Annotated in this window: 24 protein-coding genes; 10 read left to right on the plus strand and 14 right to left on the minus strand. The window is 39.7% G+C overall.

What is annotated here, in order from left to right; all coding sequences use genetic code 11:
- Positions 1-6: 6 nt before the first annotated feature.
- From ACYQ3Q_RS00690 to ACYQ3Q_RS00705, 4 genes are read right to left on the minus strand one after another with little or no spacing between them, the layout of a single operon-like run.
- Positions 7-489 carry a cytochrome c-type biogenesis protein gene (locus ACYQ3Q_RS00690; protein WP_459926758.1) on the minus strand — a complete coding sequence of 161 codons (483 nt, stop codon included), beginning with the start codon at positions 487-489 and terminating at the stop codon, positions 7-9.
- Entirely contained in the window at positions 470-2,461 is a 1,992-nt protein-coding gene (locus ACYQ3Q_RS00695) for a heme lyase CcmF/NrfE family subunit (RefSeq protein WP_459926759.1), read from the minus strand. Before ACYQ3Q_RS00695 ends, ACYQ3Q_RS00690 begins: the two co-directional genes overlap by 20 nt.
- A gap of 24 nt (positions 2,462-2,485) precedes the next feature.
- Positions 2,486-2,887, minus strand: coding sequence for a cytochrome c maturation protein CcmE (locus tag ACYQ3Q_RS00700; protein WP_459926760.1), 402 nt, complete (start codon positions 2,885-2,887; stop codon positions 2,486-2,488).
- Between the two features lie 14 nt (positions 2,888-2,901).
- Positions 2,902-3,918, minus strand: coding sequence for a hypothetical protein (locus ACYQ3Q_RS00705; RefSeq protein ID WP_459926761.1), 1,017 nt, complete (start codon positions 3,916-3,918; stop codon positions 2,902-2,904).
- 284 nt (positions 3,919-4,202) lie between these two features.
- Between ACYQ3Q_RS00705 and ACYQ3Q_RS00710 the strand changes: the two genes are divergently transcribed.
- Complete coding sequence (locus ACYQ3Q_RS00710; protein WP_459926762.1) at positions 4,203-4,961, plus strand: helix-turn-helix transcriptional regulator; 759 nt, start codon at positions 4,203-4,205, stop codon at positions 4,959-4,961.
- A 33-nt stretch (positions 4,962-4,994) separates the two neighbouring features.
- Positions 4,995-5,696, plus strand: coding sequence for a transglutaminase-like domain-containing protein (locus ACYQ3Q_RS00715; protein ID WP_459926763.1), 702 nt, complete (start codon positions 4,995-4,997; stop codon positions 5,694-5,696).
- A gap of 129 nt (positions 5,697-5,825) precedes the next feature.
- Here ACYQ3Q_RS00715 and ACYQ3Q_RS00720 read toward each other — a convergent pair whose 3' ends face one another.
- From ACYQ3Q_RS00720 to ACYQ3Q_RS00735, 4 genes are all read right to left on the minus strand, one after another.
- Complete coding sequence (locus tag ACYQ3Q_RS00720) at positions 5,826-6,422, minus strand: ATP-binding protein (protein ID WP_459926764.1); 597 nt, start codon at positions 6,420-6,422, stop codon at positions 5,826-5,828.
- 163 nt (positions 6,423-6,585) lie between these two features.
- Positions 6,586-6,861 carry a hypothetical protein gene (locus ACYQ3Q_RS00725; protein WP_459926765.1) on the minus strand — a complete coding sequence of 92 codons (276 nt, stop codon included), beginning with the start codon at positions 6,859-6,861 and terminating at the stop codon, positions 6,586-6,588.
- A gap of 89 nt (positions 6,862-6,950) precedes the next feature.
- Positions 6,951-7,157 (minus strand): hypothetical protein, encoded by a 207-nt coding sequence (locus tag ACYQ3Q_RS00730; protein ID WP_034142094.1) that lies wholly within the window; start codon positions 7,155-7,157, stop codon positions 6,951-6,953.
- Between the two features lie 460 nt (positions 7,158-7,617).
- Positions 7,618-7,773 carry a hypothetical protein gene (locus ACYQ3Q_RS00735; protein WP_156146518.1) on the minus strand — a complete coding sequence of 52 codons (156 nt, stop codon included), beginning with the start codon at positions 7,771-7,773 and terminating at the stop codon, positions 7,618-7,620.
- A 268-nt stretch (positions 7,774-8,041) separates the two neighbouring features.
- Here ACYQ3Q_RS00735 and ACYQ3Q_RS00740 point away from each other — a divergent pair, with 268 nt between their 5' ends.
- Both ACYQ3Q_RS00740 and ACYQ3Q_RS00745 read left to right on the plus strand, forming a co-directional pair.
- A complete protein-coding gene (locus ACYQ3Q_RS00740) occupies positions 8,042-8,398 on the plus strand; it encodes a PEP-utilizing enzyme (RefSeq protein WP_459926766.1) in 357 nt (118 codons plus the stop codon).
- A 182-nt stretch (positions 8,399-8,580) separates the two neighbouring features.
- A complete protein-coding gene (locus ACYQ3Q_RS00745; RefSeq protein WP_459926767.1) occupies positions 8,581-9,045 on the plus strand; it encodes a hypothetical protein in 465 nt (154 codons plus the stop codon).
- A gap of 168 nt (positions 9,046-9,213) precedes the next feature.
- On the opposite strand, the gene ACYQ3Q_RS00750 is transcribed toward ACYQ3Q_RS00745, so the two are convergent.
- The 6 genes from ACYQ3Q_RS00750 to ACYQ3Q_RS00775 all read right to left on the minus strand — a co-directional run bounded on the left by ACYQ3Q_RS00750 (position 9,214) and on the right by ACYQ3Q_RS00775 (position 13,681).
- Positions 9,214-10,608 (minus strand): sensor histidine kinase, encoded by a 1,395-nt coding sequence (locus ACYQ3Q_RS00750; protein WP_459926768.1) that lies wholly within the window; start codon positions 10,606-10,608, stop codon positions 9,214-9,216.
- Entirely contained in the window at positions 10,605-11,342 is a 738-nt protein-coding gene (locus ACYQ3Q_RS00755) for a response regulator transcription factor (protein WP_459926769.1), read from the minus strand. Before ACYQ3Q_RS00755 ends, ACYQ3Q_RS00750 begins: the two co-directional genes overlap by 4 nt.
- A 127-nt stretch (positions 11,343-11,469) precedes the next feature.
- Positions 11,470-11,796, minus strand: a complete 327-nt coding sequence (locus ACYQ3Q_RS00760) for a YnfA family protein (protein ID WP_459926770.1) — start codon at positions 11,794-11,796, stop codon at positions 11,470-11,472.
- A 283-nt stretch (positions 11,797-12,079) separates the two neighbouring features.
- On the minus strand, positions 12,080-12,433 hold the full coding sequence (locus tag ACYQ3Q_RS00765; protein WP_459926771.1) for a YckD family protein: 354 nt from the start codon (positions 12,431-12,433) through the stop codon (positions 12,080-12,082).
- Between the two features lie 168 nt (positions 12,434-12,601).
- Complete coding sequence (locus ACYQ3Q_RS00770) at positions 12,602-13,150, minus strand: hypothetical protein (protein ID WP_459926772.1); 549 nt, start codon at positions 13,148-13,150, stop codon at positions 12,602-12,604.
- A 261-nt stretch (positions 13,151-13,411) separates the two neighbouring features.
- Complete coding sequence (locus tag ACYQ3Q_RS00775; protein WP_459926773.1) at positions 13,412-13,681, minus strand: DUF2325 domain-containing protein; 270 nt, start codon at positions 13,679-13,681, stop codon at positions 13,412-13,414.
- 373 nt (positions 13,682-14,054) lie between these two features.
- Between ACYQ3Q_RS00775 and sigI the strand changes: the two genes are divergently transcribed.
- From sigI to ACYQ3Q_RS00805, 6 genes are all read left to right on the plus strand, one after another.
- Positions 14,055-14,777 (plus strand): RNA polymerase sigma-I factor, encoded by a 723-nt coding sequence (gene sigI / locus ACYQ3Q_RS00780; RefSeq protein WP_459926774.1) that lies wholly within the window; start codon positions 14,055-14,057, stop codon positions 14,775-14,777.
- A 10-nt stretch (positions 14,778-14,787) separates the two neighbouring features.
- Positions 14,788-16,068 (plus strand): anti-sigma-I factor RsgI family protein, encoded by a 1,281-nt coding sequence (locus tag ACYQ3Q_RS00785; RefSeq protein WP_459926775.1) that lies wholly within the window; start codon positions 14,788-14,790, stop codon positions 16,066-16,068.
- A 179-nt stretch (positions 16,069-16,247) separates the two neighbouring features.
- Positions 16,248-17,408, plus strand: coding sequence for a murein hydrolase activator EnvC family protein (locus ACYQ3Q_RS00790; RefSeq protein WP_459926776.1), 1,161 nt, complete (start codon positions 16,248-16,250; stop codon positions 17,406-17,408).
- A gap of 226 nt (positions 17,409-17,634) precedes the next feature.
- Positions 17,635-18,330, plus strand: coding sequence for a response regulator transcription factor (locus tag ACYQ3Q_RS00795; RefSeq protein ID WP_459926777.1), 696 nt, complete (start codon positions 17,635-17,637; stop codon positions 18,328-18,330).
- Entirely contained in the window at positions 18,323-19,747 is a 1,425-nt protein-coding gene (locus ACYQ3Q_RS00800) for a sensor histidine kinase (RefSeq protein ID WP_459926778.1), read from the plus strand. The genes ACYQ3Q_RS00795 and ACYQ3Q_RS00800 overlap by 8 nt, the downstream gene beginning before the upstream one ends.
- A gap of 20 nt (positions 19,748-19,767) precedes the next feature.
- On the plus strand, positions 19,768-20,451 hold the full coding sequence (locus ACYQ3Q_RS00805) for a TVP38/TMEM64 family protein (protein ID WP_459926779.1): 684 nt from the start codon (positions 19,768-19,770) through the stop codon (positions 20,449-20,451).
- Positions 20,452-20,543: the final 92 nt, after the last annotated feature.

Genomic DNA, 20,543 nt, shown 5'->3' on the forward strand with positions numbered 1-20,543 from the left:
CCTCCTTTATAGATACTTCTTAAATTCTTCCTCTACTCTGGCATCATAATAATCATCCAGAACCCCCGGTTTAATTTTTGCATGACCTTTTTTTACACTTGGAACTTTGACCCATCTGCTTAGAGCCAAATATATTAAGGCTCCCCCCATTACAATCCCCAGGAACGGTATAATCCAAGCCATTAGATTAAAACCTTTTTTGGGAGGGTTGGTTAAGATTTTTTCTCCGTACTGATCCACATACGTTTTAATAATTTGTTCCTTGGTCTGCCCTGAGGCAAGTTTTTGGCGAATTTCTTCTTTAATTCGCTGGGCTGTAGAATCTTGACAAGCTGCTACAGACATACTCTCGGCAAAACAAGCTGGGCATATTAAGCTGTTTTCAATATCGCTTTGCGCACTTGCCAAAGCAGGGGAAATATTAAGAAGTACAAGGCTTGCCAAGACTAAACAGGTTAGGCCTATCTTTCTAACTAACCCTCTTGCCATAGGACACCTCTCCTCTCCCAATATATCGGCTTCCAACTCCACTACCCTTTCCGGGCCATAGAGCAAATATAACTCCTACTACAATAACCCATCCCCCGGTCCACAGCCATTTTATCTGAGGGTTAATATGGATTTTAAAAATTGCTGATCCGTCATCCTCCCATCCTGTTAAGAGAACGTACAAGTCTTCTTTAAACGTTGAGATAATTGCTGGTTCCGTCATGGGTTGTTCTGATTTTGAGTAAAAAACCTTTTCCACTTGTAAATTTCCCATATAGTTATTATTGTGGATCACGCTCAAATTTGCGTAAACAACCTCCATATTATCCCTTGTGATTTGCTGGAGTCCCTTAAAGGAGATAGTATAGCCTTCGACAACTGCAGTTTCTCCTGGCTTAAAAGTTTTGATAGTTTCACTGTTAAAAATATTTGAGCCTGTGATCCCAATAATCATCATTACAATTCCCATATGAATTATATAGCCACCATAGCGTCGTCTGTTTTTGCTTAATAGCCTTATTAAAGATACTATAAGGTTTTCTCCAGTAAGTTTTTTCCTTACCCGCACACCTTTTAGAATATCCTGGAGGGTGGAAGAGATTACAAAAACGCTGATAGTATAGGCAATTAAAGCGTAAGGCTTGGTAATTCCGCCTATAAAAACGATCACTAACAAACCTATTATCGCAATGATCCATGGCCACATGAAATTTTTAGCGATATTATCGAAATTGGCCTTCCGCCAAGCAATCAATGGACAAATTCCCATGAGCAAAGTAAATGCTAGACCTATGGGCGCGTTGACCTGATTAAAGAAAGGGATTCCCACGGCAATTTTTTGGCCCACTACCGCTTCTGAGACAATGGGGAATACAGTTCCCCAAAAGATACTAAAGGCTGAACCCACGAGGAGTAAATTATTTAACAAGAAGCTGCTTTCCTTAGAGATATAGGATTCAAATTGATTTCCTTGTCGAAGCAGGTTGATTCTGTCAGCTACCAGATATAAGGCCGCTAAAATGATTAAAGAAGTAAATATGAGGAAGTAAGCTCCCAGGCTAGAACTACCAAAGGCATGGACCGAGGCGACCACTCCACTTCGTACCAAGAATGTGCCAAAGAGTGTTAAGCCGAAGGTAACGATAATTAGGACCATGTTCCATATCTTGAGCATATTTTTGCGTTCTTGAACCATGACCGAATGAAGGAAAGCAGAACCGGTTAGCCAAGGCATTAACGAAGCATTTTCTACGGGGTCCCAGGCCCAGTACCCTCCCCAGCCTAGTTCTACATAAGCCCACTGGGCTCCAAATAAATTACCCAGTGTTAAAAACAACCATGAAATAAGTGTCCATTTTCTAGTTAATTTAATCCACTGGTCACCGGGATTTTTCATAATGAGGGCTGCCATAGCGAAGGCAAAGGGGACTGTGAAGCCGACATAACCCAGATATAAGGTTACTGGATGAATCACCATCCCCGGGTTCTGAAGCATAGGGTTCATACCCATCCCATCAAGTGGCGGGTTTATTAACTGGGCAAAGGGCTGAGAAACAAAATTAATCATAAACAAGAAGAATACACTGACCACCATCATGATAGGGCTGGCGTAGGGAATAAACTCTTTATTTTCTTTAGATGCCGTAACAATGGCTGCTAACAAAACAAGTATCCAAGCCCAAAATAGTAGTGAACCAGCATTTCCTGCCCACAGGGCTGACAGTTTATAGATTGTAGGCAGATCCTGACTTGTATATTGAGTTACATATTCTATCGAGAAATCGCCAGTCATCAAAGCATAAAGCATAGCCACTACGCTAATCGTCGTGAAAAGTGCCGTTCCATAGACTGCATTTTTAGCACTTAGAAGATATTTCAGTCCTTTATTACTATTAAACAAGTAGAAAGCAATTAGAGAATATAGACTTAGCCCTAAGGCAATCAACGAACCAATAGTACCTATACTGGCCACACTTTTGTCCTCCCGATTTCTTATTTATTTTTGTTCTTCATATTTTGAAGGACATTTAGTCATGACTTTATCTGCTAGAAAAATTTGTTCAACGGTGTATTTCCCATCCACTATGACATCAATTCCATCATTAAAATTATCAGGCTTAACTCCTTTATATAAAACAGGCATAGTTTCTTTTTGATCTTCTGAGATTATTTCAAACCTTAATTCCACCTTTGAGGGGTCCCATTTAACACTTTGGCCAACTAATTTACCACTTACTTTAAGATTTTGTTCTCCTAATCTTCCTTTATCTGCGCTAGCCGTCACTTCATTAATGGTCATGTAATACGTTTTGGCATTGTTAAAACTACTAAACATTAGATAGCCAAAGGCACCTAGAAGAACAGAAAGGGCTAGTATAAGCTTTATCTTCTTGTGCATTATCCTCCCTCCTCCTAAGAATCTTCCTCTTCGTTAAGTTCAGCTAATAATTGATGATAGGTTTCCTCGCTAATCCTTCCACTTAACAAGGCCTCTCTTAATTTCTTTTTTTCTGCCTTAAGTTTGCTGTTGCTTGATTGTTTTTTATTTGAATTTTGTATTTTCCTAATTTCCTTATCAATTACAAACTCATCATCTTCATAATCCTCAAAATCCTCTTCACTGTTTCGATTTGCAGGATTATGCTTACTATTCATCGCTTTATAGATGATAAGCCCTAGGACTGCTACAAAAGCGGCTAAGAAGAACAATACAACAGCAGCGCTAGTCCTTTTACTCTGTGGTGATTGAGTCGACTGACCACTTTGGCCTTGCTGCTCGCTTTGGGGGGCAACCGAGGGGTTGGGATCAGACTTAGTGTAGCTGGCCTTTATTTGTACATTATCTCCCGGTTTTAGGTTCTTAAATTCTTTCTTGTAAATGCTAAAGCCATCGTACCCAGTTTGTACTTGTCCAAAATCAGGGGTGACCACCATGTTCGAGGCTTTTTTGGGCTGGAATACGATTACTTCGGCCTGGGCGATAGAATATTCAGGAATATATTCGTAAGCGAAGGTTTTATCCGGGTTACCCTGCAAATTGTTGTAATAATACTCTATTTGAACGGACTTTATTTCACCGGGCTGTAATGGGGTAGGAAACTTCCAGACAATCTGATCATTTTTTTCGCCTTGTTTTATCGTGGGTTCGACATGATTATCTCCCTTACTCTTATCTGCTACCGTATATTTTTTTGAACCCTTAGGAAGATTCCAGACAAACTCACCTGAATAGGGCTGGTCTGACGTATTTTTAAAGTCGACAGAATAAATTATTAAGATATCCGGTGTATCGAACTCTGGCATCACATTAATATCCATATTAATAATTTCAAGTTTAGCCGTTTCAGCAAAAGCAGTTTTTGTACCCATAACTAAGCTAAGAAGGATCATCAGTGCAAAAATCCATTGTTTCGCTTTGTATTGCCTCATAGTTCATACCTCCAAGATTTAAATCTACTAAATAAACTTACCTTAGTCATGTGTCAGGAGTATGTCAGACGTTTGTCAGAAATGTAACATTTAAACGAAGGCTATGTTTTAAGTCAATGTTGTGAATTAATATATTTTTGTAGATAGGTTATATAAAGGGAATATGGATGTTTGGAGGCCGCATTATGATAAACTATAATTACTATTAATTTAGTACACACTTGTATTTTAAAATGAAATAGGGATTATTTATATTAGGGTTATAGACAAAGGAGTTGACGACGATGTATGTTTATGCTGGCAATGGCCATATTGCTGCTATTACAGATAAAATTGATGCAAATATTCATAACCATCTTATGCTTCAAATATCTATTTCCTTTCACAATGAGTTTAGTATATCAGTTGCTGAAAAACAGTTTACCTGCAAGGGCATCATTATAAGTTCAAATACAAATCACACCTTTTATAGTAATCAAGATGCACAAATTTTCTTTTTAATTGATAACACCTCTGTCATTGAGAAACAACTGAACCAGAAGTATTTAAGGGGGCAGTTGTATTATGTTATTGAGGATGAGCTAATAAACTTAATCCGGTGCTTACTGCAGCAGTATTATCCTATTCTGGATAAAGAGAATTACCTTAAGTTTTATACACAACTGCTCCAAGTATTGCAGATAAGCACAGACGTCAACACCGCTATGGACGAGAGAATTACAAGCCTGCTTTCTCAAATTACAACCTGTACCAATCCGGAGCACAACCTTGAAGTAATGGCAAAAAGCGTGTTTTTATCGCAAAGCCGATTATCCCATTTATTTAAAAAGGAAACAGGTATGCGCTTAAGCTCGTATATAGTGTTACATAAATTACAAAAAGCGTTGTTCTACATATTTTCTGGCAAAAGCATAACCGAGGCCGCAAACATGGCAGGCTTTGACAGTTCATCACACTTTGCGGCGGTATGTAAAAAGACCTTGGGGATGTCTGCAAGAGAATTGAGCGAAGATAGCGTTTTTTTGAAAGTAACCACATACTAAAAGACTTATAATCTAATAAAAGGAGGCGTTAGTTTGAAAAACTATTTAAAGGAAACGCATTTATTAGATTATAATCATCCAAAGATACAACAGCTTATTGCCGAGAGAAAATGGGCTAAAAACGACGAGTTTGAAATAATCAAACAAATTTATAACTATGTGAAGGACGAAATCGTTTTTGGCTACAATTCAAAGGACGAATTTAAGGCATCTGAAATTTTTGAGCAGGGTTATGGTCAGTGCAACACCAAATCCACCTTACTTATGGCCTTACTTAGGGGCGTTGGCATACCAACAAGGATACATGGTTTTTTGATTGATAAAACTATGCAAAAGGGTGCACTGGTGGGCTTAACCTACCTGATGGCCCCTGCTAAAGTAAGCCACACATGGGTAGAAGTGTACTATAACGGCAACTGGATAGCACTTGAGGGTGTTATTCCTGATAAGAGCTATTACAATGCGGTTAAAGATAAACTGCAAAAGCGTGATGGCGGCTACTACGGTTACGCTATTGCCGTAAAAAACAACTGTGCGGATAACTTTTGCTTTGTAGGTAAAGATACCTACAGCCAAAGCCTTGCAATTACCGATGATGTTGGCATTTTTGATTCGCCAGAGCTTTTTTTCGAAAAATACAACAATACTCCGTCACCTTTGAAACAATTTTTGTTTGGGAAAATATTATCCAAAAGGCTGAATAAACGGTTACAGAAAATCCGAAATAGAAAATGAACTATAATTACACCATTTTGCAAATGAAACAGTAGTCCCAACACACCAATTCTCAGGATTTTAGCAGAAAAACAGACGGCTTCTAACATACCTATGTTAAAAACCGCCTGTTTTATAATGCGCTTTTGTTCAGTTCAGTAAAAAATCAAGTGCGTTGATTTGACGAATCCCGTTATGGGAAGTGGGAGGGTCGTCATCCAACGTCAGGAGATATTTTGGAAAATGGTCGGCAATTTTCTTTAATGGCTTAAGTTCTCTATCCAAGGTATCTACATCTCTAACAGTAGCAGCTACTTGGTAGTATTCAATCCCATCATTATTCGATACGATGAAATCCACCTCCATATCATCTACCTTCCCTATAGACACTTCGTAGCCCCTACGGAGAAGCTCTAAATAGACCACATTTTCGAGAATATGACCCATATCTGCGCCTTTATTGCCCAAAAGATAGTACCGCAGACCAATGTCAACGATATAATATTTTTCCTGCGTTTTGAGAATCTGCTTACCCTTAACATCATAGCGTTTTGCATGATAGATGATATAGCTATCGATTAGCGCAGAGAGATAGCTGTCAACTACTGTATGGGTTGAGATTTTTCTTCCATCGGAAGTCATTGTGTCACTGATTTTTTTTGTTGACCAACGGTTGCCTATGTTATCAAACAAGAAACGAATAACGCTCTCAAGCAGCATCACATCAGATATTCTTTTCCTCGACACAACATCTTTGAGGAGCACGGTGTTATAGATTCCACTGAGATAATCACGTATCAAACTCCGGTCATTTTTTAGGCTGACGTCATACGGAAATGAACTGAACTAATAAAATTTTTCAATGTTTTAGAAATTTATTTCTAAAACTATATCATAAAAGTTGCCTCTTCTACCGCCTAAACCTCTTACCAATGTCACTTTTAATAATTCGCAATAGGTAAGGAAAAAGCACAATTCCAACAATAGCAGCCGCTACCAACCAGAAGAATTGGAACACTACATTCTCCACAGGGTAAAAGGGATCAACTAAGTCAAAGATCGTCACGTAGACTAAGCATATTAGGAATAATTGACGCCGCGCACCTTTAATTTTTGATTCTTTAAAAGCAAAAATAGATACCATTGCCAGTACGATGGTATCTAGCAAATTTATTATCAGTCTCAAAATTACTCCTCCTTTTGAAAATTTATGACCTAGCAGTTTCGTATAATTGCTATCGGCATGGATGCCATGAAAAAGGGCCATAGGCTTTGCTAATCACAGGGGTGGTTGAAGTATATAAAATCTACTCCACCCTGTTCCCTCGGTATTTTCTCACTACTCCCATCGACACTAATGAAGTTTTCCTTTCCCTGGAGCTTTAGTATGAACTTTTGCAGTACCTCCCTGTTCTTGAACTCTTTCTCCTTGCCCACCAATTGACCTTTTCTATTAACCTCAGTCCATTTTAAAACTATCATCTTTTATTCTCACCCTTCATTTTTTCTTTAGGTTTCTGTCAAGGTGATCTAATGTGTTTTGCTTTTCTAAGGTGATCAGAGTTATCTAATCTTTCGGTTTTTTAATATCTTATTAAGGAAAAGGCCTTCGGGGAAGCATAGACAGGCCTGCTCTGCTTTCTAGAATACATTTAAATCCACTTTCTTTTAGGCCCAACCTTTACTGATCAATTCCCCAGTTAACACCGTAAATCAATTTCATCAGGCTTAGGAAGATCAATAACAGACCAAATAATAACATTCCTAAAACCGAAGAATCAAATGCTCCTATGATAAGTGAAAGGATCGAATCCCAGATATTTTCGCGAACAGAGTTCGTTCTCCATATTTTTACTCCCCAAATAACGAACCCTATTCCAACAATTAGCATAAAAACGTAGAGAAGTATCATAGCTAATTCCTCTCGTAATTTTATTGATTATTACTTGAACCACTTATCTTCGAGTTTGCGGATAAAGACTATTGCGATGAATAAAGCAAGATAGCCTAGCCAGTTATTCAATCGTTCCAAAGTGCTTACAGCTACAACGAGAATAATCACAATTAGAATTAACTTGATATGTCTCAACTGCTTCACCTATTTCATTGCATAATCTACTTAAAGTATATTATGTCTCTCAGTGTAAAAACTTTATTGATAATCCCAAGACGCTGAGCTGGCGTTTCAACTGCACCATTCTTAGTCTTTACCGTCAGACAGAAATTATAAAAGGTCCTTAGAATTGTCAGTGCATACTGAGCATACTTAGGATTACAGTTGGCGTAAATATAGCTTTTGCCTTCTCCACGAGCAGTCATAAGAGGTCTTTCCAAGACGGAAAAAACCCGCTGGTCAAAATTACTTCATGGAGAAGAGGGCGAAAAAAAGGCAGCACGGTGGTGCGAAAGGTGTGGGCACCAGCGGCGGTATCGTAACTGCTCCGGCTTACGTTATATTTGGTTCAGGAGATTTTAGCAAGCTCAAACCTGGCGATGTATTGGTTGCCGTAACGACCACCTCGGCCTGGACTCCATTGTTTGCATCGGCTTCCGCAGTCGTCACCGATATCGGAGGGCCGCTCAGCCACAGCAGTATTGTAGCTCGCGAGTATGGCATCCCGGCGGTCATGGCCACTCGCTCAGCCACCCGTTCCATCAAAACCGGACAGATGGTTACTGTAGATGGGACCAAAGGAACGGTGACATTGGATGAAAACTCGTAACCCTATGGATTTTAAGATTAATCTTCTGGTATTTTCCTCAGCTACGGATTGGTATTGCCGGTTATGCTGTTTGTTTCCCGTAAAATAAACATATCGTTCATTACGATTATCGGAATTTAGTGTTGCATAAACGTCAGATTATGTCTTGTTACTTCGTCTTAAATAACTAGAAGGAGTGTGTTATGAAGAAACTTAGAATCGTTTTAGTGATGCTTATACTTGCATTGATTGTGTCAGGTTGCTCTAATTCTGGGGTTAGTCCACAAATTGAATCAAAGGGAAATACGGTTACTGCTCAGTACGCTATCGATTATGATACTTTTACCACTGCCATGAGAGCAAAAGGTTACTCGCTTGAGGAACTACAACCCTCTCAGAATGAGATTAAGTTCTTCAGTGTGACTGCAAAATCTATCAAGGTTAATGGCGACCTTATTTTTATCTACGAGTTTACAGATAACGCCACTGCAAAATCCGAATCACAAAGAATTACTAGCGATGGACAAATTGGCAACAGTATGATTGATTGGATTGATAAGCCTCACTTTTATCTACAAGGCAGAATAATTGTAGGTTATATCGGAAGCAATAAAACAATATTGGATGATTTGGCAAAGATTATCGGGGACCCGATTACTGCTACCTAATTTGACAATAGCAGAATGGTGAAAAGTGTACTAATAGGGGGTAAACCCTATTAGTCATGGAGAAAATCAACAGTAGAATATAACTGAGCCAAAAAGAAAAAACCAGATAACTGCTGCCTGGTTTGATTTTATTATGAGCTAATTAGCTTTTCAGTTTACATCAATTTTTTAGAATCTTACGCTAAAAGTAGAACCTTTGCCTAGGACGCTTTCTACCTCTACTTGGCCGCCATTTTTTTCAGTTAACTGTTTAACAATGGCTAATCCTAGACCTGTACCACCCGTTTCACGGCTTCGGTCCTTATCTACTCGGTAAAACCTGTCCCAAATATGGGGCAGATCTCTTTCAGGAATTCCGAGCCCAGAGTCACTTATTGATATGCTAATCATTTCCGCACACTCTTTTAACAATATCGATACATTTCCGCCTTGTGGTGAATACTTAAGAGCATTATCCACTAAGTTTACTATGATTTGCTTGAAGGAATTTCTATCGATTTTTAAGAAAATAGATTTTTCTTCAGATATGACTTCAATACTGATAGAATTTTCTCCAACCCTTGCATTGAAGCTTGTTAACACATTTTTAATAAACTCTTTTAGCTCGATATTCTCAGGGTACAGAGGAATCTCCTCTTCTGATCTGGACAAAATTAGAAGGTTATTAACCAACTGAGCTATCCGATCGGTTTCATCATTAATAATCGTTAGAAATCTTTGCTGGGCCTCGGGGGTTTTGCCCTTGTTATCAATTAATGCTTCAACAAATCCTTTGATCGAGGTTAAGGGGCTTCTTAATTCGTGAGATACATTGGCAACAAATTCTTTCATTCTTTCCTCATTGGCTTCAACCTTACTCGACATATCGTTAAAAGTTTTTCCTAGCTGGTTTATTTCTTCAATTCTCGTATCCGTCGGAACAGTGACCTGCTTTTGACCTTTTGCTATTGATTTTGAAGCTTCGGTAATGGTCAATATAGGCCTAGAAAGACGCCTCGATAGTATTACCCCTATTAGAAAAGCAATGGCTAACGAAATAATCCCCGCTGTCAAGACCATTTGAGAAAGGCTGGCTAAAGCTTTATTAATTCCTTGAATTGGAGAGTAAAGAATTATGGCCCCGATTACCCTTTCCTCTTGTAAAATAGGGATTATTACCCGAATAACTGGTTCCTGAAAATATTGAGATTGCCCTTTACGTACAGATATACTGCCTGATTGCAGGTTGCTAAGTTCTGAAGCCTCTAAATAATTCCCTTCGCAGTAGTCATGATTTGCGGCGGCAGCTATAACCGCTCCTTTTTTATCGACTACCCAGACCTCAGTCCCCAAGTTCAAGTCCAAACGGTTAACCAGATTGACAAAATCATGGGGGTCCACTTTTTCAACGAGAAAGGGCTTAACCACCTGGGCCATATCCTGCCCTTTAATAGTTAGCTCCCTTTCTTTCTGTTCAAAAAGGTAGTTATTAAACATAAACGATAAGCTTACCCCTATGACAACCAAACTTATTACGACGATAAGGGTATAGGAGCCAATCAGCCTCGTAAAAATGGTTTTCATTGATTTGGCACCTCAAAGCTATACCCAATTCCCCTCACTGTATGAATGAAAATGTGGTTTTTTTCTTCATTATTGATTTTTTTCCTCAGCCGTTTTATAGCTGAATCGACTGCCCTAGTATCGCCTGCATAGTCAAAACCCCAAACCTTATTTAATAATTGTTCCCGAGTAAAGACTTGCCCCCTATTGCGGGTTAAAAAAGCCAATAAATCAAATTCCTTAGCGGTTAATTCAACCTCCAGCCCGTTTAAGAGAACCTGATACTTTTTAAAATTAATATGAAGCCCAGGTAAGTTAAGAAAATCATCGGAAATACTATTCCCTGTATCGGTGGACTCCGCAAATCCTTTTTTTGCTTCCTTACCTATTAAGCTTCTTCTAATTTGCGCTTTAACCCTAGCCAAGAGTTCTCTGGGACTAAAGGGCTTCGTTATATAATCTTCCGCTCCTAATTCAAGGCCAAGTATTTTATCGATTTCTTCTCCTTTTGCTGAAACCATGATAATTGGCACTTGACAGAAGGTCCTTATCTGCTTGCAGACTTCCCAACCATTTAGTACTGGCAACATTATATCTAACAACACTAAAGAGGGTTTATCCGTTTGGACTTTCTCTATTACCTGAAGACCATTTTCAGCATGAATAACCATGAATTCTTCTTCCAAATAAACCTGTATTAATTCCCTAATTAAAGGGTCATCATCCACTACGAGGATCTTTAACCTGTCTTCCACATTAAAACCCCCTTCCAATAATACTACTCAAGGTGGACTCGACGGCCAATTGCTTATAAGTGACCATGAAGTTATTTCTTTCTTCACTGATCCGATTCAGCCCATATCCTCTTGCATATTTTCGTTACTATTGCCTTGGTGCCCAGAGCATTACAGAGACACCAATCATACAGATTAAAGCTCCAATCCAATCGTAAACATCAGGTGTTTTACGATCTATACCCCAACCCCAAAGCACTGAAAGAATAACAAAAACACCACCGTAGGCAGCATACACTCTTCCAAAACTAGGAAACTTTTGAAAGGTAGGAATTATCCCGTATAGCACAAGAATAAGTCCACCGATAATTCCGTACCATACTGGCTTGGCCTCACGTAACCAAAGCCAAACTAAATATCCCCCACCGATTTCTGCTAACCCAGCTAGAAGAAATAGAATTATTGTATTAAACATAAAATTCAACCCTTTATAATAGCATATTTTATATATTTCTATTATAAGTTATCAGCTCAACTATTACCAAAACAATTACTCTCGCTTATTTTTTACTCCACCCGTAAATTCAGCTTGCGATCGGCCCAATTTAATAACAAGCACTTGCCTAAAGAGTTTGTTAACCCTACTAATACTCAAGAAATCAGAAAAATAATCTTTAAACACATAACATAAAACACGGAAAACCCTAAATGGGTTCCCCGTGTTCGCTCTCTATATGGATCTTTCTAAAGCGAAGTTCTTACCACATTCCTCCATAGTAACTAGCTCCGCCCCAACCACATCCATGACCGTAACCGTTGCCATAACCTGGAGCAAACCCAGGATTTGGCGCAATCTGACCCTGTTGTTGGCTAAACTGTTGACGATATTGGGCAGTAGCGTCGATGTTGGCTTTTGTGGCATCTGCCTGAGCCTTTGAGATCTCTCCTGCTTCTGCATATTTATCCACGATCTGCTTCTGAGTCTCTGTTATTTGTTTGTTGAGTGCATCGATTTCCGCTTTTTGTTGATCCGAAATAGCTGCATATGTAGGAACAGCAACCAAAGCGAGAATAAATACCGAAGCAAAAATAATTGATAACCTTCTTTTCATTTCATTGCACCTCCTTTCCATTGTCTTTATAGTATAAACAAGTTTCTTTACAGGAAAATCACGGTAGATTAACATTTTTGTAACATTTTAAGTTCATAAAACAAATTCAAATATAAGGCAAAAAAATAACTGGGCATTTCGCCCAGTTTAACTTATCAGCAAGTTTTATCATTCATGACCAGATTGGCTACCTGACATATGATTCTCAGACATATTAGTATTATGGTTCTCGTTGTGATTAGTGTTATAACCATTTCCGTTCATACTATTATGCAATTGTTGGTGTTGTTGGGGATTCATATTAGAATGTCCATCATTATAATGATATTGATTGGGTTGCCCTGTGGTGACGGGTGCAGGGGTAACGGTTTTTGCGGGAACGGTTACAGGGGTACTTGCTGGGGTAGCAACCGGAGCAGCAACTGGAGTAACAGCCGGAGCAACAGCCGGAGCAGCGGCCGGAGCAACAGCTGGAGTAGCAGCCGGAGCAGCGGCCGGAGCAACAGCTGGAGTAGCAGCCGGAGCAACAGTCTGTGCAACAGCCGGAGCAACACCGGAATTCGTGTTCATGACCATTGGATTAGGATCGTTTTTAATCCATTCGGCTATCTTCTGCTGATAGTCCGTGGAGGTGGCAGCGCCGGCCACACCGACTGCACCAACTATTAAACCAAGTGATAAGGCACTTACCAAGAATGTGTTTTTAATGTTTCTCATGAAAAATCATCCTTCCATTTTCAATCTTTGATTACAACAATGTTTTGTCTCATCCAGTTATTCGTTAAGGCAGACTATTTTTTGAGGGTAGGTAAAAAAACTTTTTTACATTTCAGATAAAATAGGGCTATTTTCTCTTTCTACGTTGTTAAGCAAAGTATAGAGTTGTCATTATACCGCCCACGTCACAGATTCTTAACATTTTTGTTAAATAGTCTAGTATATTGATCACGGTACTTCAGAAATCGGGTTAACCGCACATCACCTGTTCCTGGGAGCGCATCTAGAGAGGGCTCGTTTGCTATAAATTACGGGAATACCAATAACTTTAGCCTGTCGTTTTACACTACTCATCGTATTGTGATTTATATAGTCGCAAAAGACAATAACTTTCTCTATATTCTTTGGCACAACCTTTTTGCAAGATGATTTATTACGACCGCTCCAATGAATTATTTCCTCAACACCTTCTTGTCTAAGCACTAACGGTATTTTACCAAGACGATCTGCACCGACAACTAGGACCTTCATTAATCGTACCTCCTCATCGCTCAAATTAGGGTTCCGCTAAATTAATTATCGTTGATTTTTACAACCTCACCAATTTTGTAAATTGACATGTTATCACAGCTCACTTTCTTTCCATTTCGCAACCATAACTCATTGAATAGATTCTGTTCACTAAACAATTCGTAAGAGTTTAATTTATTTTGGGGGTAGGACATTTTAGAAAATCTTTACCTAGCACCAGCGTAACTTCTGTTTGCTGTTCTTATGCAACACAAAAGACACATTAATGTGACAATGCTGTAACATTCTACACCCATAATGGGAGTAGAATGTTTTTTTCTACCCCTTGAAACTGCTGCATACTTACGAATAACTATCAAGCGGAGTGATGAAAATGCAAGAACAGGTTTCGAGAGAGACCCTAATATCAGCCAAGAGCGGTGATCCTCCCGTCCGAGAGGAACTTATCAGATCTCATAAAGCATTTATAGCTAGGGTAAGTTCCAAAATCTGCAGTAGGTATTTAACCTGGGATAATGACGATGAGCTCAGCATTGCTCTTTTAGCCTTTAATGAAGCGATTGACAGCTTCGACCCCCATGGAGGAGCTTCTTTTCATAGTTTTGTTCAAATGGTGATCCGCCGAAGATTAGTGGACTATTTTCGCAAAGAAGGCAAACATCAACATCTTTCCCTCTCGCCCATGAACTTAGAGGATGAAGAGCTAAGCCGCTACGATCTTGATACTTCCCAAGAGAAATATCAAGAAATCGAGAAGCAAGATGCCTTAGCAGAAGTCATTGAAAACTACGTCCGCGTGCTATGTTACTATAAAGTGACGTTAGATGATTTACTAAAAGTCTCCCCGAAACAAAAAGACAGCAAGCAAACTCTCCTAAAGGCAGCCTTGGCTCTAAGCAATAACCCTGGCCTTATGGCATATCTTAAAACTTATAGACTTTTACCCATTAAAGAACTGGAGGTATTGACCGGCGTGAAACGCAAAGCCCTGGAAAAGGGGCGAAAATATCTTATTGCACTGGCTCTCATCTTATCTGAGCCGGCATTTTATCCGCTAAAAACTTTCATGCAGATTCCAGTAGAACTAGGAGAGTAGGTGAAGAAATATGGAGAAAACCAAAGGTGTCGTGATGCGAACCTCACCAAAGCTTACTGTCATCTTCACAGAAAAAGGCGACTTTTTAGAAATCTCTACTCCTAAAGAGCCGCCTAAAGTAGGGCAGACGATTGACGTGATTATAAAACCTCAACGGATACCATCATTCCATAATTCCTGGCTTAAATATTCTACTACAGCAGCGGTTTTATTATTTGTATTTATCACTGCCTTCTACCTCCTATTCATTCCTAATATGGCGGTTGCATCCGTTGCTCTGGATATCAACAAAGGTATCGAGCTGCTCGTTAACAACCAAGGTAAGGTTATTAAAGTGCGCGATGTCAATGGTGCATCAAGTTTATTAGAAGGAATATCTATTGAAGGGTTAGACGTTTATCAAACCGTTAATTTAATCGTAGAAAATGCCAACAGCAAAGGAATGTTAAATGAAACACAAAACCTGGTTTTAGCCAGCGTGGTACCGATCAATAGGTGGGGAAACCAATTGATTGATACCGAAATACTCCGAAACACAATCCGTGATGAAATGACTCGCAGGAACCTGTCCGGAAGTGTGGTTGTCGGTCAAACGAACCAGAAAATCCAACAGGAGGCCCAACAACAGGGAATGACGGTTAACAGTTATCTAATTTATGATCGATGTGAAGAGAAAGGTATCACTGTTCAACCCGATACCCTCCGCAATGATGTGCAAAAAGCTCTGGTGGATGCGAATGTTAGTGTATCCAGCCTTTTCCCTGAAGAAAGTTTGGAGGTAAGAGCACAAAACTGGAAAGATAACTCCGCAGATACCAAGCCAGAGCCAAATGTTCAAAAAAGTCCAGAGCACAGCCAACCTTCAGATATGGAATCAAAGACTACCGAGAACCATAGTTATACGGACCGTTCCAAGAACCAGAGCCAGTCATCCGCCGGCAGCACCTCTAGTAATTGGAGCGAACCCAATGATTCCAGCCATTCTGCTGTAAATCAACCTCCACAAGGAACAACCCCTGAACCTCCGCCAGAAACATCCCATGATTCGACCGAACCGAGTTCCGGCGAAATATCCCCTGACTACAGCACGCCGGAAAGTTCTACACCACAACAACCTACGAACCCTCCCTATAACGGGGAAACAGAACAAGATCAAGAACGAGAACAACCCATAGAAAAAGAAGATGGATTTAATACTCAGCTTCAGTCCAAGTGGCCGCAGAGTTCGGGTGAGCACACAGAGAGGGATAGTAGGGATAGTAGGGATAGCAGGGATAGCAGGGATTCGTGATAAAAACCAAACGAGAAGACAAGCGAAATGCTTGACCTTCTCGTTTGGTTTATGCGTACTAAGATTAATCAGCGTATAACGGATAATCCATATACCTTTTTAACATTTTTGTTACAATTATCTTTTCAACAGGACTACAGAGGCTTCATGTCGAATTGTAATATTTATAATCGGTATTTATGCAAATGTTTGGAGGTTTGTCACTGTTGCGTAATCCTTGGCTTATAGCACTTAGTATTACAATAACTTTAGTCAGTTCCATGGTTGTTCCTGCCAGAGCAAATGAGCTTGATGATTTTATGGCTAAGCAAACGGAAATTGAAAAAGCCCAGGATAAAGCGAAGAGCCAGATTAAAGATCTGCAATTCACTGAGGAACAAAAGAAACAGAATCTTAAGGAACTGGCGAGCCAAATTAGCGTAGCTAAAATAGCCCTGTCCCAAAAAGATACTGCCTATCTTGAAGCTAAGACTAGCGTGGAAGCAGCAGAAAAAGAGCTCCTTGCCAAACAAAAGGACCTTGAAAACAGACAGGAAGCCCTTAGCAAAAGGGTTCGGGCAATTTACGAAGAAGGAAACTTCAGTTACCTAGATATACTTTTTCAAGCAAGGGACCTCAGTGACTTAATAACTAGGCTCGATTATTTCGAAGCGCTGATTCAAAACGACCAGGAGCTACTCGAAACGCTTAAAATTGAAAAAGAAAAAGTCATTCAAAAAACTGAAGAACTTAAAGAAAAACGGGATTTAGCCGAAAAAACAAGACAAGAAGCTATCGCCGCTAAAGGCGTTCTAGAGAGCAAAAAACTGGAAGAGCAGAATTCTTTGGCAGAAGTCACTCAAGCACAAAACGAACTCTTTACCCAAATCAACAAACTCGAAAAAGATTCCCAAGCCTTGGAACAAAAGATTCGTCAGTTACAAGCCGAGCGCACCGGCGGTGTGGTTGGCAGCATCAGTTATTGGCCTTTGCCAGATTATCACACCATTTCCAGCCCTTACGGCTGGCGTATTCATCCAATTACTAAAGCCAAGAGCTTACATACAGGAGCAGACATACCTGCGCCGAACGGGACTCCTATCTATGCTGCCGGTGCAGGTACAGTAATATACTCCGGCTGGTATGGAGCCTATGGCAATACAGTGATAGTCGATCATGGTAAAGGGATATCCTCGATGTACCCCCATCAGTCTAAAATAGCCGTTCCAAACGGCCAAAACTTAAATGCAGGCGACCTAGTCGGTTATGTAGGGTCAACTGGTTGGAGCACTGGTCCACACCTCCATTTGGAGGTCCGAATAAATGGTAAACCTACTGATCCCCTTGCTTATTTTCGCTAGAAGTTGTCAGATATTAAATCAAATAATTAAATAACAAAAGAAAAGTAGTCTTTGCATTGCCGTAACAAAATGTTACAGATAGTGCAAAGACTACTCTGGCTAGACAGGACCTAATATGATATCAAAGTAATCTACATCGTTTGTGGAAAAGGTCTTCATCCCCCTATTTTTATAGACCTTTATAAAAAAGGAAAGAATACATTTGATTTCAAATAAGGAGATACCCATGGACAAGAAAAAAATACTCGTCGTGGATGATGAAGAACACATCTGTAATTTGGTAAATCTATACTTAAGCGATGATTTTAATATCACCTTAGCATATGACGGTCAATCTGCCCTTTCAGCCTTCTTACAAAAACCGTTTGATTTGATCGTGCTGGACATTATGTTACCTGGATTAAGCGGTTGGGAGTTGTGCCGAAAAATTCGTCAGGTCACCAATACACCAGTCATTATGCTTACAGCCAAGGACGACCCTTATGATAAAATCCTCGGGTTAGAACTTGGTGCAGATGATTATATTACTAAACCATTTATTCCTGGCGAACTTTTAGCCAGAGTTAAAGCAGTTTTACGACGCTTTAATTCTGCTCCTGCGGAAAACCTTCAGATCATTGAGTATCCAGGCATCTACCTAAACAACGCAACCTTTAAAGCAGAAATTCTTAACCAACCCTTAGAACTTACGTCCAAAGAATTCAATTTACTCTGGTTTTTTGCCAGTAACCCCGGAATAGTCCTCCAACGAGAAACTATTATGCTGAGAGTATGGGGATTCGACTATATGGGTGATACTCGAGCCATCGATAACACTATCAAGAGATTAAGAAGAAAACTAGAGTCTGTTTCTGGGGCTCCCTTATACATTCAGACAGTCTGGGGACTTGGTTACAAGTTCGTGGCTCCTCAAGATGAATAAAAGTATTTTTTCAAAGTTATTGGCCAGCTATATCGGGATAGTCCTGGTAGCAATTGCCATAGTCGGCAGTATGCAAGTCTATCTGGTACAAAACTATCTGATTAAAAACAAGGAACAAGAACTTGTAGTACGGAGTCAAGAGCTGAGCGATATAGTTAAACCATTTCTCACGTCAAACTTAGACCCTCGACCTGTGATACTTACAGTTAATCGGGCAGATAGAGTATTGGGAACAGAGGTTTGGATCATAGACAAAGATGGCAAAGTAATTGTTGCTTCGGCAGATCACTTATACTGCCTGGGAAATACCTTAGAGGAGATGGACCTTGATCAACTGAAATCCGGCAAGGTCAGTATTCGAACAGGACAGACCGAGTATTTCAAGAAAGCTATGATACGAACGATAGCCCCCATTTTTGACGAAAATGAGTTTATCGGCGGAGTCATCTTATACTCACCGGTAAAAGGGGTGAATGATACAACCAAGACAATGAGCAAACTTTACCTTGGTGCCGCCTTGATTGGAATTCTCATCTCAATTTGTATCGGCTTTCTGTTAACTAAACAGATTACCAGGCCTATTAAAAGAGTATGTGAAATAACTAAGAACATTGCCGATGGTAAATTTGATGAGCGAGTGGAAATTAATTCCAAAGATGAATTAAACGTGCTGGCCTCATCGATCAATCACATGACTAAACGGTTATCTGAACTCGAGAAAATGCGACGCAACTTTGTAGCCAATGTTTCCCATGAACTTAGAAGTCCTCTAACCTCTATCCATGGTTATATCGACGCCCTAATTCAGGGAAAAGGAAAAGACAGGCAAGACGAAACCAGATATCTTCAAATCCTTCAGAAGGAAACTCATCGTTTAAGCCGTCTTGTTAATGACCTCTTGGAGATTTCTCGGTTCGATTCTCAAACAGCTAATTTTGATATAGATGAATTCCCTTTACGTTCAATTGTAGACAGAGCATTAACAAGTCTTAAAATTCAGTTGGAAGGTAAGCATTTAACCGTAAATATCGATATTCCCCAAAACTTGCCTTTCTGCTATGGAGACGAGGATCGAATAGAACAAGTAATCTACAACCTTTTAGATAACGCTATCCACTATTCTTCTCACGGGGGAGCAATCATTATCTTCGCCACTTCCCTGAACGAAGAGATTATCGTTGAAATTACCGATTTTGGCCAAGGCATCCCTCCTCAGGACTTACCCTTTATTTGGGACCGTTTCTACAGAGTGGACAAGGCACGGTCTAGAAGCGAAGGTGGAACAGGGTTAGGCTTAGCAATTGTTAAGGAAATTGTAGACAAACACGGCGGACAAGTCATGGTAGAAAGCAGGCTTGAAGAAGGAAGCAAGTTTAGCTTCACCCTGAAACAATCTGAACCTGAAACAGAAACTTAGCCACTTACTATTTCTGAGAGTTGCAGCAGGGAGGAGATATTATTTTAAGCCAGAAAAAAGTTGCTTCTGTAGTTACTATATGTTTATCTTTAGCTCTGATATGGTTCCTTTATCCACATCTTCAAAATGCAAGAGACTTACAGATTCTAATTAATTCGCTAGGTTGGAAAGGGATCTTTTTAGATTTTTTAATAATTTCTGCTCAAACGCTTTTTCCAATCGTTCCATTTGCATTACTGGCAGGTATAAATGTTATCCTTTTTGGACCAATAGCCGGTTATTTCTTATCCTTGACCGGCAGTGTTTTTGGTTCCTCATTAGGTTTTTGCCTCGCCAGATCTTTAGGGCAAGAATGGGCTAAACCTAAACTCCAAAAACTAGGAAGATGGGCAGAGTTGCCCGAATCACGAAGCTTCTTTATGGTCATGATTGGACGTATGATTCCAGTGATTCCAGCAGCAGCAATTAATTACGCCGCTGGACTGTCTCTTATGAAATTCAGGTCATATTTTCTTGCCACTCTTTTAGGCAAAATACCAATGATTGCTTGGGAGTCATGGATAGGCCGTGACTTTTGGTATATATTTAAACATCCCCAGAGTTTTATCAAAGCTTTGATAGCAGGTTTACTTTTATTCGGAGGAACATCTTTAATTTGGTATTTCTCCTCAAAACGCAAAATAGTGAAAAAACAAATTAGTTGATTACTCTCGTTCAGCTAAAGCTGAACATCGCGACTTAGGTGACGAAAGCGCACAGCCCTCAACGAATAATATAGCGCTGGATGATGGGTTTC

It is taken from the genome of Desulfosporosinus burensis (assembly GCF_054657535.1).